The organism is Pantoea sp. alder81, from assembly GCF_020179835.1.
Taxonomy (GTDB): domain Bacteria; phylum Pseudomonadota; class Gammaproteobacteria; order Enterobacterales; family Enterobacteriaceae; genus Pantoea.
Genome location: NZ_JAIUDA010000001.1, coordinates 894,669 through 910,219, shown reverse-complemented (window position 1 = coordinate 910,219; position 15,551 = coordinate 894,669). Strand labels below are relative to the sequence as shown.

Here is a 15,551-nt window from a genome sequence, read left to right as displayed (position 1 = left end):
TAGGCTTAGGAAGCCAGATGCAAATCCTGCACGCCTGTATCAATATGCGGTGCCCAAAACGCAACGCTTTCCGCGATATCTGCCACCACCTGACGGTCTGTGGGTTCACGTTCCTTAAAACTCAGCTCAAGGCAAATCTCGTTATCCGTTGCGCCGCCGCGCGACAGTGCATCCAGCAATGGCTGCGGCTGAATGCGGCCGCCCGCATTGTACTGCAATGTGAAAGGTCTGTGACCGCCTTTGTCCATCATGCTTTGTTTTATATGAATAATCGGCGAGTATCGCGGCACCGCTTCTGCCCACGCGTAAGGGTCGTAATCACGTGGGTCCGCAGAAGTCACATCGCCATGATCGATATCCGCCATCATCCACATCGGCAGGGCAAAGGACTCACTGCTCAAACGCTGCTGCAGTGCGAGGCAAGCCGGAATGGTTTCACCAAACTCGCGTCCGATGCTCATCGGTTCCCAAAACAGGTACTTCAATCCGGCAGATTGGGCATGCTCAGCCACCTCGGCCCAGCAATCTATCGCGATATCGATCAACGCGTCCCGCCGCGCCGCATCGTTGAAATCCTGCTGCGTAAAAATGGCGAACTGCGATCCAACAGCATCGCCACCCAGTTCTGCGGTGATATCGGCGAAGGTTTTAAACCAGTCCACGTAGTAGCGCCGCACTTCAACGTCCGGATGACCAAAATGGTTGAGCCGACCATAAGGACCGGTCATACCCGACGTCACCCGCACGCCAGTTTCTCGCAGCGCCTGCTGCATCAGGCGTGTCATGCGCTTGATGGTGGCGGCGGGCCAGCCGGGATTAATAAATTCATGCGTTAATTGCAGATCGCGGATGCGGATCTGCTGTGCCACGGTGTGAATCAGATCCTGCGGATCGGCAAAGCGATTCACCAGCGGATTGGTATTCAGTGAGAGCGTCAAGGGCATGATTACGCCTCCTTACGCAGGGGTACAGCGGCAGCAAAGGTCGCGTCAAACCATTGGGCAAAATCCTGCTGCTGAACTTCGGTCAGATGCAACTTGTGCTTAGTGCGACGCCACAGCACATCTTCCGCCTGTTGCGCCCACTCATTTTCTACCAGATAACGCACTTCGGCTTCATACAGCTGTGCGCCGAAATGGCGGCCAAGATCGCTCAACTCACCGGCATGGCCCAGCACTTTCTCAATGCGCGTGCCATACAGGCGTGCATAGTGTTTACGCAGCGACGCGGGTAGCCATGGCCAGCGCGTTTTCACTTGCTCGAGGAAGCTCTCGAAATCGCCATTCGCCATGTCACCGCCCGGCAAAGTGGCCTCGCGTGTCCAGTCTGTTCCCATATTGGGGAAGAAGGGCGCGAGTTTCTGGATAGCGTGCTCTGCCAGCTTGCGGAAGGTGGTAATTTTGCCGCCAAACACATGCAGCAGCGGGGCGTTTTGCTGATCGTCGAGATCGAACACGTAATCACGGGTGACAGCAGAAGGATTCCCTTTACCATCATCAAACAGCGGACGCACGCCCGAGAATCGCGTAATCACATCGCTGGCGCGCAGTTTCACTTTGAAGTAGCGGTTGACCACATCGATCAGATATTGCTGCTCGCTGTCATCGGCGGTCACCGCTTCTGCCTTGCCCTGCCATGGGATATCGGTGGTACCGATTAACGCCTTATCACCTTCATAAGGGTTGATGAAAATGACACGCTTGTCGGTGTTTTGCACCAGGTAGGCCTGCTGACCTTCCCAGAATTTCGGCACGATGATGTGTGAACCTTTCACCAGCCGCACGCTGCGGTTGCTTTTGGTCTGGGTGACCTGGTTAACGATATCCAGCACCCACGGCCCCGCCGCATTCACCAGCACTTTGGCAAACACCGTACGTTGAGCGCCGCTGGCCTCATCCTGAATCATCACTTCCCACTTGCCGCTGACGCGTTTGGCGGAGACACAGCGGGTACGCGGCAGAATTGTCGCGCCGCGCTCTGCGGCATCCACGGCATTGAGCGCGACCAGGCGTGCATCATCGACCCAGCAATCGGAGTACTCGAAGCCTTTGCTGTAGCTATCAAGGATTGGGGCGCCTTCGGGATCGCGCATCAGGTCGAGGGATCGCGTGCCCGGCAGCTTTTTACGCCCGCCTAAGTTGTCATAGAGGAACAGCCCTAAACGCACCAGCCACGCCGGCCGGTCGGTCGGGCTATGCGGTAATACAAAGCGCATCGGCCAGATAATGTGCGGCGCGGCATTCAGCAGTACTTCGCGCTCGATCAGCGCCTCACGCACCAGTCGGAATTCATAGTATTCGAGATAGCGCAGCCCGCCGTGCACCAGTTTGCCCGAGCGCGAGGAGGTGCCCTGTGCCAGGTCATCCTTTTCACACATCATCACGGACAAGCCGCGCCCGGCCGCATCACGTGCGATGCCCGCGCCATTAATGCCACCGCCAATGACAAACAGATCCAGCGTATTTTCACTCATGGTTTACTCCTTAAAACTTATTCAGTGCGTGCCAGGCGGCAGGGAGATCGCTGCGGATCTGCTGATAATGGGGAAACAGCTGGTTATAGCGCTGCGACAGCTCAGCGGAGGGCGGTTCAGGCGCATCCAGCAGCGGGCGTACCCAGGTTTCCACGCACTGTGCCATGGAGGGATACGCGCCAATCGCCACCGCGGCCATCATCGCAGCGCCCGCTGCACCGGCTTCATCACGCTGGCTGATACGTACCGGCGCACCAATGCAGGAAGAGAGAATCTGTCGCAGCGGTTGAGAACGTACCGCGCCGCCAGTGAGACGAATTTCACCCGGCAAAGTACTACCCATCGCCTGATAACAATCACGCGCGGCCATACCAATGCCTTCAATCACGCCGCGCACCAGGTCGGCAAAGTTGTGCTGGTAGTTGAGTCCGGTGAAGCTGGCGCGCGCATCGGCGTTGACGAACGGCCCGCGTTCACCGGCAATCGAGATGTAGGGATGGAACAGCAGCGTGCCGGGTTCAGTTTTATTGAGCCACTGGTCGATGTGCGCCACCAGCCGCGCATGATCGATCTCACAGCCGAAACCGCTCAGCAATTCACTCGCCACGTTCAGCAGCCAGTCGAGATTGAGGGTGGATGCCATATTGGTCTGCACCTGCGTCACATAGCCTGGCCACGGCAGCGGAATGACATAACCAGTTTGCGCCGGATTGAGCCACACCTCATCAATGGTCACGCTGCGCAGGTGCACGCCAGTGGAACCGACAATCGAGCAGGCGGTATTGGATTCGCCGGTGTGCACGCCCGCGCCCAGTGCGGTCATCGCCATGTCCACGTAACCCAGCGAGATCGGTGTACCGGCGCGCAGACCGGTGAGAACAGCGGCCTCAGCGGTTAACGGATGGGTGATTTGCGTGCCATCAATAATTTCCGGCAGCAGATAGCGGCGATGTTCCAGCCCCAGCGCCGCGATAACGGTATCGTCATAACGCTGGGTGCGGAAGTTACCAAAGGTGAAGCTGGCCTCGGAAGGATCGGTGGCACGTACGCCCGTTAGATTGAGGTAAAGCCAGTCTTTGCAATGCAGCGCCACTTCGCTCTTCGCCAGCAGCTCGGGAAAGTGCTGGTCCATATGCGCCATCTGCGAACCCTGCTGGCAGGTGTTCAGCCCGGTACCGGTGGCTTTAAAACGCTCGGCCGCCAGGGCGTGTTGATTTAAAGCATCCACGGTATGCGCCGCACGCGCATCCAGCCAGATCCAGGCATCTCCCACTGGCTGATTGTTGGCGCCCACCAGCCAGGTCCCATCCCCTTGCGCGGTAACGGCAACAGCCACCACGCGGGAAGCGAGGTTCTCCACGCGATCGCCCAGTTTCTTTATCGCGTCCACGGCATCTTGCCAGGTCTGCGACATGGATTGCTGCGCGGCACCGCCTTCGCTGCGGTAATAGCGGTTACGCACGGAGGCGCACGCCAGCTGTGTGCCTTCCAGATCAAACGCCACCGCTTTCACCACTGAGGTGCCGGAATCCAGACCCAGAATGATATCGCTGTTACCCACGTACACCTCCGAAGGGAAGAAAAGTTGACTCATCACGCTGTGTTAATTCCCTGTGATGAATTTGCTAAATAATGTCTTACACCACTTCCCATGGAGATAACATATCTCATGTATTATTTTTCGATAAAACGAATAAATTTCACTTCAGTTAGCGAGTTCGATCACGAAAATGGCGATGATCACCTGCAAAGTGAAATGAGATATCACATGAGGAAGGCTTGTATGGCGGGCATCTTTAGCGCAAATGCGTGTGAGGGAGGGAATTTAGCGATCCAGATCGCGCTCCTGAAAAATTCGTGCGTCTGCTGTTGACAATTTAGTCACATCAGCACAATTCTCATCACAAGAGTTATCACATTTATAACATTTAATGCGGCGATTATCGCAGCAGATAACAGTGAGAGGTCACGTAATGTCCGATGTCTCAATGCTGGCACAGCAGCTCTCCCGGAAGCGCATCCGCCGCTACAGCATTATCGGTGTCGTAGTGGTCGCCGTGATCGCTGCCATGGCGCTGGATACCAAAGTCGTGAAGATCGGTTCCGAACAAGATGTGCAAGAGCAGGGTTTCTCCCCCGATAGCTTTGGTGAGAAAACTTTTCCCGGTATTCAGCAGGATGTGGAAGCGCGCGCAGTGGATGCCAAAACCCTCGCCGATGCGCTGAAAGCCAATCAACAGGAAGCGGTGCAGAAATACGGTGTGGGTTCGCCATTACCGGTGATCCCCGTCAAGCTGGAAGGTGTGGTTCAGCCAGGGCAGATGGGCATTTTCCCGGTGAAAGTGGACGGTTTACCGGACGGAAATGTGATTCGCCTGCAAACCGGTCCGGCCATCACCGGCACCGATTTGCGTGACGCCAGCGGCAAAATCCAGTTCGGCGATTTTACCAACCAGATTGAGTATCAAAATGCCGGATCGGCGATCAATCGCGCCATGAAAGCCAAAGTGCTCGATAAACTGGAGCGCGACACGTTGCCCGGCAAAACAGTGCAGGTGGTGGGCGTGTTCCGCCTGCTGACACCGAACAACTGGATGGTGACGCCGGTCAGTCTGGAGGTGAAATGAAACCTTTCAACGTGAATCCAGCGCTGCTGAAAGGCGAAGTGATCCTTGAAGCGCGCAACATCAGCAAGATCTATGGATCGACCCATGCATTGAAGGGCGTGAATTTTGAAATTCGTCGCGGTGAAGTCACCACGCTGTTTGGTGAGAACGGCGCAGGCAAATCCACGCTAATGAAAATTTTGTCTGGCGTGATTACGCCAACATCCGGGGAAATTCTCTACAACGGCGAAGAGAAAGTGTTTCGTTCCGCCACCGAAGCGCGCGACTGCGGCATCTCGATTATCCATCAGGAGTTGAATCTGGCTCCCAACATGAACGTGCGCGACAACATTTTTATGGGGCGCGAAATCATGAAGCCGGGTGGGGTGGATTATGCGGAAGAAGCGCGCATTACCGCCCATCTGATGGCGGCGCTGGAGGAGGAGATTGATCCGCTGACGCCAGTGGAAAACCTGCGTTTAGGGCAACAGCAGATTGTGGAAATTGCCCGTGCGCTGTCGGTGAATTCACAGATTTTGATTATGGATGAACCGACATCGGCGCTCAGTGCCACGGAAGTCGCGGTGCTATTCCAGGTGATCCGCGATCTCACCAGTCAGGGCGTGGCGATTGTGTATATCTCCCACCATCTGGAAGAGGCGCTGGAGATCACCGATCGCGCCGTGGTGCTGCGTGATGGCGTGATGACCGCCTACGCCAAACGCGATGAGATCGATCTTGAATGGATCGTGCGCAATATGGTGGGCGATCACTTTGACCTCGGCTCGCCACCAGAAGGGTATGACTTTGGCGAACAGGCGCTGACCGTGCAAGACCTGACGGTGAAAAGCAAAACCGGGATTCGGCTGGTGGATAACCTCTCGCTGGCAGTGAAAGCCGGGGAAATTGTCTGCATCTACGGCCTGATGGGCGCGGGTCGCACCGAACTGCTGGAGTGCATCGCCGGCCGTATTCATCAAAGCCAGGGCCGCGTTCTGCTGCAGGATACCGATGTCAGCGGGTTAACCATTCAACAACGTATTCAAATCGGCCTCGCGCTGGTGCCGGAAGATCGGCAGCGCGATGGCCTGGTGCAGACCATGTCGGTGGGCGAAAACCTGTCGCTCGCCAGTATCAGCGAATTTGTGCGCGGACTGGTGCTGTCACCGCGGCGTGAAAAGCAGCTGGTGACGGAGAGCATCCGCAACGTCACGGTGAAAACCGCAGGCGGCGAGGCGGCCATCGGTTCGCTCTCCGGCGGCAATCAGCAAAAAGTGGTGATCGGCAAAATGCTGGCCACCCGTCCAAAAGTGATCCTGCTGGATGAACCCAGCCGCGGCATCGATATCGGCGCCAAAGCGGAAGTGTTTCGTCTGCTGGCGGAGAACGCCAAAAAGGGGCTGGCGGTGGTGTACACCACCTCGGAAGTGGGCGAATGCCTGAGTATTGCTCATCGCATTGTGGTGATGAGCAAAGGGCGCATTAACGCCATCTTCGATTCCAGCGTGAGTAAAGAACGCATTATGGCCGCTTCAGGCGAGTCTCTGGTGGCATGACATGAAAAACGGAGCAAACGGTATGACAGACAGAACACACACGCTGGATTCGCCGCCAGTCGCGAGCAAAAAGAAGGCTGACAAAAGCCTTAATCTGGCGCGACTGCTGCTGGAAGGGCGCGCCTTTATTGCGCTGCTGGTGATTATTGCCACTTTTTCCCTGCTCTCGCCTAACTACTTTACCGGCGCCAATTTCCTGACCATGGCATCGCACGTGGCAATTTTTGGCTTACCGGCGATTGGCATGCTGCTGGTGATCCTCAACGGCGGGATTGATTTGTCCGTGGGCTCGACGCTGGGTCTGGCCGGGGTGATGGCCGGATTTATGATGCAGGGCATCAACCTTGAAGCGCTGGGCGTGGTGCTGTATCTGCCGGTGTGGGCAGTGGCGATATTAACGCTGGTGATTGGTGCGCTGGTGGGATTGGTGAATGGTGTGCTGATCGCCTGGTTTCGCGTCCCGGCGTTTGTTGCCACGCTCGGCACCATGTATGTAGCGCGCGGTATTGCCCTGCTGATCACTAACGGTCTGACCTACAACAAACTCTCTGGCACTGAAGCGTTGGGCAACACTGGCTTTGACTGGCTCGGCTTTAATCGCATCTTCAATATCCCGGTTGGCGTACTGGTGCTGGGCGTGGTGGCGCTGGCCTGTGGTTTTCTGCTGAGCCGTTCGGCGTTTGGACGCTGGCTGTATGCCTCGGGGGGTAATGAGCGCGCCGCCGATCTCTCCGGCGTACCGGTGAAACGCATCAAAATCAGCGTTTACGTGTTGTCGGGTATCTGTGCCGCGATGGCGGGGCTGGTGCTCTCTTCACAGCTCACTTCAGCCGGTCCAACGGCGGGCACCACTTATGAATTGACCGCGATTGCCGCGGTGGTGATTGGCGGTGCGGCCTTAACCGGTGGTCGCGGTAACGTGCGCGGCACGCTGTTGGGCGCATTTGTAATCGGTTTTCTCTCTGATGGCTTAGTGATTATCGGCGTCTCTGCCTACTGGCAGACGGTGTTCACTGGCGCCGTGATTGTGCTGGCGGTATTGCTCAACACCCTGCAATACGGCAAGCGCGGTCGCTAACTCACGCGCGCTGTCTGGCAGCGCGCGGTTATCCGTAAAACCTGTACCCTAAATAATAACGGAGCACCTATGTTCACAAAACGTCTGTTTATTGCTGCCGCCGCTATGGCGATCACTACTTTCGCCGCACCCACCTGGGCGGACAATGGGTTGATGACCATCATTGTTAACGATCCCTCCAACCCATACTGGCTGACGGAAGGCCAGGTGGCGCAGAAAGCGGCTGAGAAACTCGGCTACAGCGCGAAAGTCAGCGCGCACAAAGGCGATACCAATACCGAAAGCCAGCTGATTGATACGGCGATCACCAACAAATCCAAAGCGATCATCCTCGATCCTGCCAATGCCGACGGTTCCGTGGGATCGGTGAAAAAAGCCATCGCGGCGAATATCCCGGTGTTTATTATCAATGCCGAGCTGAACCAGAGCGGATTGGCCAAAGCACAGCTGGTTTCTAACAATGCGCAGGGCGCGGCGGTCGGCGCGATGGAGTGGGTGAAGCAGGTGGGCGACACCGCCAACTACGTTGAGCTGGTCGGCCCGCCGTCAGATAACAACGCCGCCACCCGCGCCAACGGCTTTGATACTGTGCTGTCACAGTACCCCACGCTGAAGAAAGTGGGTCAGGAAGTGGCCAACTGGGATCGTACCCAGGGCTTTAACAAGATGCAGTCACTGCTGCAGGCTAATCCGAACATTAAAGGCGTGATCAGTGGTAACGATGAGATGGCACTGGGAGCGATTGCCGCACTGAAAGAAGCCGGCAAGCTGAACCAAATCAAAGTCGGTGGTTTTGATGGTTCGCCGGATGCGGTTGATGCCGTGAAAGCCGGGACGCTGGCGTATACCGTGATGCAGCCAGTGGCGCAGTTCGCGCAGAAAGCGGTAGAGCAGGCCGATAGCTTCCTGAAAACCGGTAAAACTGGCGCAGCATCGGAAAAGCAGCTGTTTGACTGCATTTTGATTACCAAAGAGAACGCCGGTAACTTCGCGTCACCGTTTGTGTTGAAGCAGTAATGCGTGAAGTGCGGCTTTCGGGCCGCACACTGTCCAGCGGACGCGCTTCGGTGCGCCGCTGCAACCGTCCGAACTTCACATCATTTGCAAAAGGCGCGTTTCCGCGTTGTAATCACCCCGAACCCGCATTTCTGCATCACTTTCCTGGACGAAATATGGCGCACAACCCGCAGGACTCTTCTCTAAACGTCTTCATGGCCGAACCCTTACCCAGCGACAGCCGTCAGGCGCGCCAGCTGGCGCGACGTCAATTGATCGCGGAAGCCGTGATGGCAGAAGGCGCTATTCGCATTGAAGATATCACCGATCGTTTCGGCATCAGCCTGATGACCGCGCACCGTGATATTGATGAGATGGTTGAACGCGGGTTGCTGCACAAATCGCGTGGAGTGGTCTCCGCCACGCCAACCAGCTTAGTGGAATCCAGTGATATCTATCGTGCGACGCGTCAGCTGGAAGAGAAGCAAGCCATTGCTGAAGTGGCGGCTACTTACCTGGAACCGGGCCAGGCGATCTTCCTCGATGATTCCACCACGGTATTGCAGATGGCGCGTTTGCTACCGGCGCGCGCACCGTTAACGGTGATCACCAACTCCCTGACGCTGATGAATGAGATGCGCAACGGCCGCGATATCACGCTGATGGGGCTGGGCGGTCAGTTTTATCACTGGTGTAATGCCTTTATGGGCCGCATGACGCGTGAAGAGATCGCCAGCCTGCGCGCCGACGTGTTCTTTGTCAGCATGTCCGCCATCATCGATGACGCGGTGTTTCATCAGTCCGCGGAAACCGTCGAAACCAAACGAGCGATGTTTGATGCCGCGCAGAAACGCATTCTGATGATGGATAACACCAAATTCGAACGCCGGGCGCTGCACCGTTTTGCCCATCTCAGCGAGTTTGATGTGGTGATTGTCAATCAGGGCACGCCGGTGCCGGTGCTGCGTCGTCTGCAGGATTTGGGTGTGAACGTTGTGGTTGCGCCCATGAAGACCCACGCTATCTTGCGCGAAGAAGTCTGATTCCCTCTGTAGATTTACCCATTCAGATATCATAGTGCGCGGTCGGTCGGCCGCGACAGTCGTTATCCTGCCTGCAAATGGGTTTGACAACCCAATCTACCTACTAGTAGATTGGCACCTCTGCAACCGTGAATGATGACGGTGCAATTGATTGCCACGCGCTAATCATTCAGCTCGGGTAACTGCCTTGTCTTAATTTATGCCATGTTGAGCGAACCTATGAACAAGCCTTCTCTTACGACCGGCCAGACACTCACCCGTCTGGCCGCTATTGCAGTGGTTCCATTGATAGTCATCGCGCTGTTTCTTTGGGCGGGCGGCTGGTTAACACCGGATAAGTTAACCTCCGATAAGCTCATTACCGTGCTACAAAAATCTGGCGGGGAGCATCCCGGTTATCGGCGCAATCATGCCAAAGGCGTGTGCATCAACGGCAGCTTTGCCGCTAACGGCAATGCCAGCGTGCTGTCGCGTGCCGGGCTGTTTGCGCCGGGCGAAACCCCGGTGATTGGGCGCTTTGCCATTGCCGGTGGTAATCCGAACGCCCCGGATTATGCCGTGCCGGTGCGCAGCATGGCGTTAGCGTTTTATCAAAAAGATGGTCAGCAATGGCGCACCGGGATGAATGCCATGCCGATATTTCCGGTGAATAGCGTGGAAGGGTTTTACGACCTGCAAATTGCCACGCTGCCCGATGCGAAAACAGGCAAGCCCGACCCCGCAAAAATTCAGGCCTTTGTCCAAAAACATCCCGAAATAAAGCCATTCTTTGGCTGGGCGCAGCAGTATGTTCCTTCCTCAAGCTGGGCAAGCGATCGCTTTAATAGCCTTAACGCCTTCAACTTTGTTGATTCGGCCGGCAAGAGCCATGTGGTTCGCTGGAGTATGGTGCCGCACACCGAATATCAGCCGATTAACGCCGCCGATAAAAATGACAGCAACTTCCTGCAGAGCGATTTGCAACAGCGTCTTACTAAAGGGCCGCTGCAGTGGGATCTGATCATCACTGTCGCAGACGCACAGGATAAAAGCAGCGATGCCTCGATTGCGTGGCCAGCGGACCGTCAGACCGTCAATGCGGGCACCCTGACCATCAACCAAACCACGCCGCAGCAGCAGGGCGCGTGTAACGATATCAATTACGATCCTCTGATCCTGCCCGAGGGCATCACTGCTTCAGACGACCCGATCCTCAATGCTCGTTCATCGGCGTATGCCAAATCCTACAACGCCCGCACCCGTGAACAGGCAGGAGCACACTGATGAAACACACTGAGACTTTCCATCCGGCGCTGCGCGCCATTCACTGGCTGATGGCCGCCGCCATTATGGCCATGTTGTTTATTGGCGTAGCCATGGTCGCCACCGTCTCGTCACTGCACAGCCTGCTGGTGGCGATTCATAAACCGCTGGGCGTGATGATTTTGCTGTTGGTGGTGGTGCGATTGTGGCTGCGCTTTACCACCGTCAAACCCGCGCTGCCGTCCACGTTATCAAACGGGCAAAAAGTGCTGGCCCATCTTTCACATTGGGCGCTGTACGCCATGATGCTAGCGCAACCATTGATAGGTTGGGCGATGCTGTCGGCGGCAGGCTATCCGGTGAGTCTGGGGAGCAGTCTGGTGCTGCCGCCGATCACGCCAATCAGTAATGACCTGTATGCCTGGTTGCGTCCGTTGCATACCTGGGTTGCCTTAGCGCTGTTCGTCACGGTGATGCTGCATCTTGCCGCTGCGTTGTTCCATGCGCTGATTCTGCGGGATGGTGTGTTCAGAAGTATGACCGGCCGCCGTAAGCGCCCTGAAGCGCCTTGACATCCCGGCTGCAGGTCAGTAGGTTCAGTGCCAATTTACTGATTTGCAGCCATTTCATCTTCGCTGCCGGAGCCCCGCATGACCGTCGAACGTTCGCCCAAAGCCACCGAAATCATTAATCACACCCGAACGCTGCTCACCTCCGGCGGTTACAAAAGTTTCAGCTATGCCGATTTGGCAGAGCGCGTGCAGATTCGTAAAGCCAGTATCCATCATCACTTTCCGGGTAAGGCCGATCTGGTGCTGGCGGTGGTGAGTGATTATCGTGAGGAAGCGCGAGCCGGTATGGCCGCGACCAGTGAGCATTTCAGCGATGATCCGCTGGCGGAACTAAACGGTTATGTGAACTTCTGGGCAACCTGCATTAAGGAAAACAGCTCGCCGTTCTGTATTTGCGTGATGCTGGCGGTGGAATTGCCGACCTTGCCGCAAGAGGTGGCGGCTGAAGTGACCGGCCATTTCACCGATCTTTCCGCGTGGCTGACAGACGTGTTAACTAAGGGCGAAAAGCGCGGGGTGTTTATTCTGCGGGAAGGGGCGGAAAGGGAAGCCAAATCGCTGATGGCGACAGTGCACGGCGCGATGATAGCCGCGCGAGCGTTTAATAACCCCGAACTGTTCTTATTAATGATTAAACCGGTGCTGAACAATCTGGTTGTTGCCGCATAATAGCCTTGCGGCCATTTAGCCTCGCGACTCTTTCATCAGTAACAGAATCACTTTATCGACCAGATAAGGTGCCTGTTTATTTAATTCAGGATCATTGCGTAATTGCGCGGCAATATTCAACGCAAAGTCGCGTATTTTCTGCTTATCCGATTGCGTAGATCCAGAATCGGGGATCCGGTGGGCGGGATGTTGGTTGGGAAAATGAATGACACTCACGTTGCCCCCTGAAATATGTCGCTAGCGTTAGCTGAATAAACATTAATCTACTAGTTGGTAGGTTGGCAGTCAAGGAATGGATTATCAGTAAAGCACAGCAGGTTTAAACGCCCGTCAGGCGCCGAAAAAGGGACGTTTTGCACGGATTCTCGCCGCTTCGCCAGTACCGCCTGAAAATAGGAATTTTTACCTTCCGCCGTTTCACAAATCCTCTTAAATTAGCGCCGACGAGCAGTGCAAGTCGCCAACGATTTGGTGTCTTAACAACAATCAAATTAAAAACTATTGCATTCCATTTTTAATGGTAATGAGGATTTCGATGCTTTTAAAACGCAGCTGCAGTTTCGCCATTGTCGCATTAGTCTGTTTATCGGTTACCGCTTGTGGCATGTCGCACCGTGGACGTAATACGGCGATTGGTGCGGGCGTTGGCGCAGTAGGTGGCGCGGTATTAACCGGCGGAAGTACCTTTGGTACGCTGGGTGGTGCGGCCATCGGTGGTTTAATTGGTCATGAAGTCAGCCGTTAATACTTTCCGCTAAATTATTTCGTCGCACACTGAATGTGCGACGAAATAATGCCGAAAACACTTTGCCTCTATTTATCCATTAAATTTTCTTTAGCTGGCCAAATACCTGTTTACCGTTATGGAATGTCGCCATCACCGGAGCAACATGCGCCACCGCTTCAGCAGAACAACTCGCCGCCACTAACATCATCGTCGCGCTATCCTGTAACTTCGGCCACTGCTGTTCTCCCTGGCTGTTCAGCGGCAGCACCTCATTGGTGGCGATACCCAATGCGCGACTCAGTGAAAACTCATCCGGGCCACGATACAGCTGTGCATAGACATTGGCTTTTTCCAGCATGCTGCCGCTGCCAAAGGGTTGCCAGTGGTCGGCAATGGTATCGGTGCCGGACCATACCGGGACGCCCGCCGCACGCAGTTGTGGCAACGGCATGATGACGCGCCCAATCGGCACGGTGGTGGCGATGCTGAACTGCTGTTCTTTGAGCTCCTCGATCATCGCATCCAGTTCTTTACCGGACAACGTGCCCAGCGCAAACGCATGGCTGATGGTGACTTTGCCTTTTAGCTGCGGATTCTCGCGCACCGTTTTAAGCATATAGCGTATCGCGGCCAAGCCGTGCGGTTCGGTTTCATGCAGGTGGATATCCACCGGCGCAGCAAAATCGAGCGCGATGCTGAACATGGTATCCAGCGACTTCTCCATCGCGCCATCAACGTTGGTCGGATCCAGGCCGCCGACAAAATTGGCGCCCATTTTCATCGCTTCACGCATCATACCTTCGACCCTGGACCGCAACAGCCCATGCTGCGGAAAGGCGACAATCTTCGCGGTAAAGTCCTGACGGTGGTTAGCAATCGCCTGTTGCAAGTGCGCCAACCCGTCCAGCTTGCTGATCGGATCGATATTGCAGTGGCTGCGCGCTTCGGTGCTGCCTTTCGATTGCAGCAGGCCAATCAGCTTCTCGGCACGCATTTCTGAGGTCGGCACAATCTCAGGAAGAATCTGTTCCTCCTGATGAATCATATCAATCACGCTCTTACGCGGCAGCGGAGCGCGCCAGCCATCGCCATAAAAGGTTTTATCGAGGTGGATATGCATATCGCGCGTTGCGGGAAGCAGGATGTGACCCGCTGCATCCCAGGCGGGAAGGGTGCTGCTGAAACCCGCCGCGTGGATACCCGCGATAGTTGCGCCGTTGATTTCGATATCGTACAAACCGGTGCGCGTCGCGGTAATAACGCCATGATGACGTACAAAGGCTTCTTCCAGACGCACATTGCGCAACAGATAGTGGCTGACATCGATGTGCGTCAGGTTTTCAGGGCTACAGGCAGCCGCTGCAGCGGTACGGCTACTTAATCCGGCACTGAGCAGCGTACCTGCCGCAGTGAGTTTGATGCCAGCGGAAAGAAAGTCCCGGCGGTTGCCGGAAGTCATGAGGCTCATAGGTTATTTTCTCCTTGTAGGGGAGAATTACCCTACAAGGAGCGATAAGCGCTGTGCTGTGATTTTTTCCACTGATAACTATGGAGAAAAGTAATGACGCATCGGACAGCATCGCTATCCGATGTTCTGTTGAAGGGTTAATGATTTTGCGATTTGGGCATTGGCGGTGTGCCATGAGTATGAAACGTCTCAATGGTTTTCAGGCCCCACGCCTGGCCTTTCTTGCGTTCGCTTTCCGTCCAGACCACTGTCTGCCAGTCCGGCGCCAGAATCAGACGAGCGCCGGAATTGGCCAGCTCGACACGATTTCCCGCCGGTTCCCAGACATAGAGGAAAAATGTGCCCTGAATGGCATGTTTGTGTGGGCCGGTTTCAATGTGCACGCCGTTTTCCAGGAAGATGTCGGCCGCGCGCAGAATGTCTTCCCGCGTGTCGGTGGCGTAGGTCACATGATGCAGTCGCCCGTTGCCGCCACCGTGCTCTTCGGTACAGGCCAAATCATAGGTTTTATTATTGATGGTGAACCAGCAGCCACCAACGCGGCCATTATCCAGCTGAATCATCTCTGTTACGCGGGAGCCTAAGCAGGTTTCCATGAAGCGCTTGAACTCACTGACATCGGCTGCCAACAGGTTGAGATGATCGAGACGGCGCGGACAGGCGCCACGCGCATGGTAACGCTGAGACAGATTTTTCAGCGACGGGCGTTGATCGTCGGGAGCCTGATATCGGACCGTGTCGTAATAGATCTCAAAAATGTGGCCAAAGGGATCGGTAAAGCGAAATGCCTGGCCGTGGCCCTGATCGTCGTTGACCCAACCGAGCACTTCATAGGGGCTGGCTTCAATCGCCGCTACTCGTCGTTCCAGCGCGGCCTGCGAGGCGGCGCGATAGGCAATATGACCCACGCCGGTAGTGTGATGCCGCGTGAGTTTCAGGCTGTGAAATTCATAATCATCCCAGGCGCGCAGCCAGGCGTGATCGTCGTCCTGCGCGGTGATCGTTAAGCCATAAACATTGACGAAGAAGTTGAGGCTCTCTTCAAACTTGTCGGTGTAAAGCTCCACGTGAGCAAGATGTGCAATATCGAAGCAGGGTTCAGAAAGTTGAGATGTCATGAG

Annotated in this window: 15 protein-coding genes; 9 read left to right on the top strand and 6 right to left on the bottom strand. The window is 55.6% G+C overall.

The window, feature by feature from the left end; translation table 11 throughout:
• Positions 1-5: 5 nt before the first annotated feature.
• Genes LBW88_RS04320 through LBW88_RS04310 form a run of 3 tightly spaced genes read right to left on the bottom strand, consistent with a single transcriptional unit; the run spans position 6 to position 4,067 of the window.
• Entirely contained in the window at positions 6-944 is a 939-nt protein-coding gene (locus LBW88_RS04320; RefSeq protein ID WP_224928292.1) for a sugar phosphate isomerase/epimerase family protein, read from the bottom strand.
• 2 nt (positions 945-946) lie between these two features.
• Positions 947-2,473 (bottom strand): glycerol-3-phosphate dehydrogenase, encoded by a 1,527-nt coding sequence (locus LBW88_RS04315; RefSeq protein WP_224928295.1) that lies wholly within the window; start codon positions 2,471-2,473, stop codon positions 947-949.
• A 10-nt stretch (positions 2,474-2,483) separates the two neighbouring features.
• Positions 2,484-4,067: an FGGY-family carbohydrate kinase gene (locus tag LBW88_RS04310; RefSeq protein WP_224930240.1), complete on the bottom strand. Its 1,584-nt coding sequence runs from the start codon at positions 4,065-4,067 to the stop codon at positions 2,484-2,486.
• Positions 4,068-4,446: 379 nt separating this feature from the next.
• Here LBW88_RS04310 and LBW88_RS04305 point away from each other — a divergent pair, with 379 nt between their 5' ends.
• The 8 genes from LBW88_RS04305 to LBW88_RS04270 all read left to right on the top strand — a co-directional run bounded on the left by LBW88_RS04305 (position 4,447) and on the right by LBW88_RS04270 (position 12,235).
• A complete protein-coding gene (locus LBW88_RS04305; protein WP_224928298.1) occupies positions 4,447-5,100 on the top strand; it encodes a DUF2291 domain-containing protein in 654 nt (217 codons plus the stop codon).
• Positions 5,097-6,635 (top strand): sugar ABC transporter ATP-binding protein, encoded by a 1,539-nt coding sequence (locus LBW88_RS04300; protein WP_224928301.1) that lies wholly within the window; start codon positions 5,097-5,099, stop codon positions 6,633-6,635. Before LBW88_RS04305 ends, LBW88_RS04300 begins: the two co-directional genes overlap by 4 nt.
• A gap of 22 nt (positions 6,636-6,657) precedes the next feature.
• Complete coding sequence (locus LBW88_RS04295) at positions 6,658-7,713, top strand: ABC transporter permease (protein WP_224928304.1); 1,056 nt, start codon at positions 6,658-6,660, stop codon at positions 7,711-7,713.
• A gap of 69 nt (positions 7,714-7,782) precedes the next feature.
• Complete coding sequence (locus tag LBW88_RS04290; RefSeq protein ID WP_100700488.1) at positions 7,783-8,730, top strand: D-ribose ABC transporter substrate-binding protein; 948 nt, start codon at positions 7,783-7,785, stop codon at positions 8,728-8,730.
• 155 nt (positions 8,731-8,885) lie between these two features.
• Positions 8,886-9,752: a DeoR/GlpR family DNA-binding transcription regulator gene (locus tag LBW88_RS04285; protein WP_224928307.1), complete on the top strand. Its 867-nt coding sequence runs from the start codon at positions 8,886-8,888 to the stop codon at positions 9,750-9,752.
• Between the two features lie 219 nt (positions 9,753-9,971).
• Positions 9,972-11,015, top strand: coding sequence for a catalase family peroxidase (locus tag LBW88_RS04280; protein ID WP_224928310.1), 1,044 nt, complete (start codon positions 9,972-9,974; stop codon positions 11,013-11,015).
• The gene (locus tag LBW88_RS04275; RefSeq protein WP_224928313.1) at positions 11,015-11,566 is read left to right on the top strand and encodes a cytochrome b; all 552 of its coding nucleotides are present in this window, start codon (positions 11,015-11,017) and stop codon (positions 11,564-11,566) included. The genes LBW88_RS04280 and LBW88_RS04275 overlap by 1 nt, the downstream gene beginning before the upstream one ends.
• Positions 11,567-11,644: 78 nt before the next feature.
• Positions 11,645-12,235: a TetR/AcrR family transcriptional regulator gene (locus LBW88_RS04270; RefSeq protein WP_224928315.1), complete on the top strand. Its 591-nt coding sequence runs from the start codon at positions 11,645-11,647 to the stop codon at positions 12,233-12,235.
• Between the two features lie 15 nt (positions 12,236-12,250).
• On the opposite strand, the gene LBW88_RS04265 is transcribed toward LBW88_RS04270, so the two are convergent.
• Entirely contained in the window at positions 12,251-12,451 is a 201-nt protein-coding gene (locus LBW88_RS04265) for a hypothetical protein (protein WP_224928318.1), read from the bottom strand.
• Positions 12,452-12,770: 319 nt separating this feature from the next.
• Here LBW88_RS04265 and LBW88_RS04260 point away from each other — a divergent pair, with 319 nt between their 5' ends.
• Positions 12,771-12,980: a glycine zipper 2TM domain-containing protein gene (locus tag LBW88_RS04260; RefSeq protein WP_038646981.1), complete on the top strand. Its 210-nt coding sequence runs from the start codon at positions 12,771-12,773 to the stop codon at positions 12,978-12,980.
• 79 nt (positions 12,981-13,059) lie between these two features.
• On the opposite strand, the gene LBW88_RS04255 is transcribed toward LBW88_RS04260, so the two are convergent.
• Both LBW88_RS04255 and LBW88_RS04250 read right to left on the bottom strand, forming a co-directional pair.
• Positions 13,060-14,430 carry an amidohydrolase gene (locus LBW88_RS04255; RefSeq protein ID WP_224928321.1) on the bottom strand — a complete coding sequence of 457 codons (1,371 nt, stop codon included), beginning with the start codon at positions 14,428-14,430 and terminating at the stop codon, positions 13,060-13,062.
• A 137-nt stretch (positions 14,431-14,567) separates the two neighbouring features.
• A complete protein-coding gene (locus LBW88_RS04250; RefSeq protein WP_224928324.1) occupies positions 14,568-15,548 on the bottom strand; it encodes a VOC family protein in 981 nt (326 codons plus the stop codon).
• Positions 15,549-15,551 lie beyond the last annotated feature (3 nt).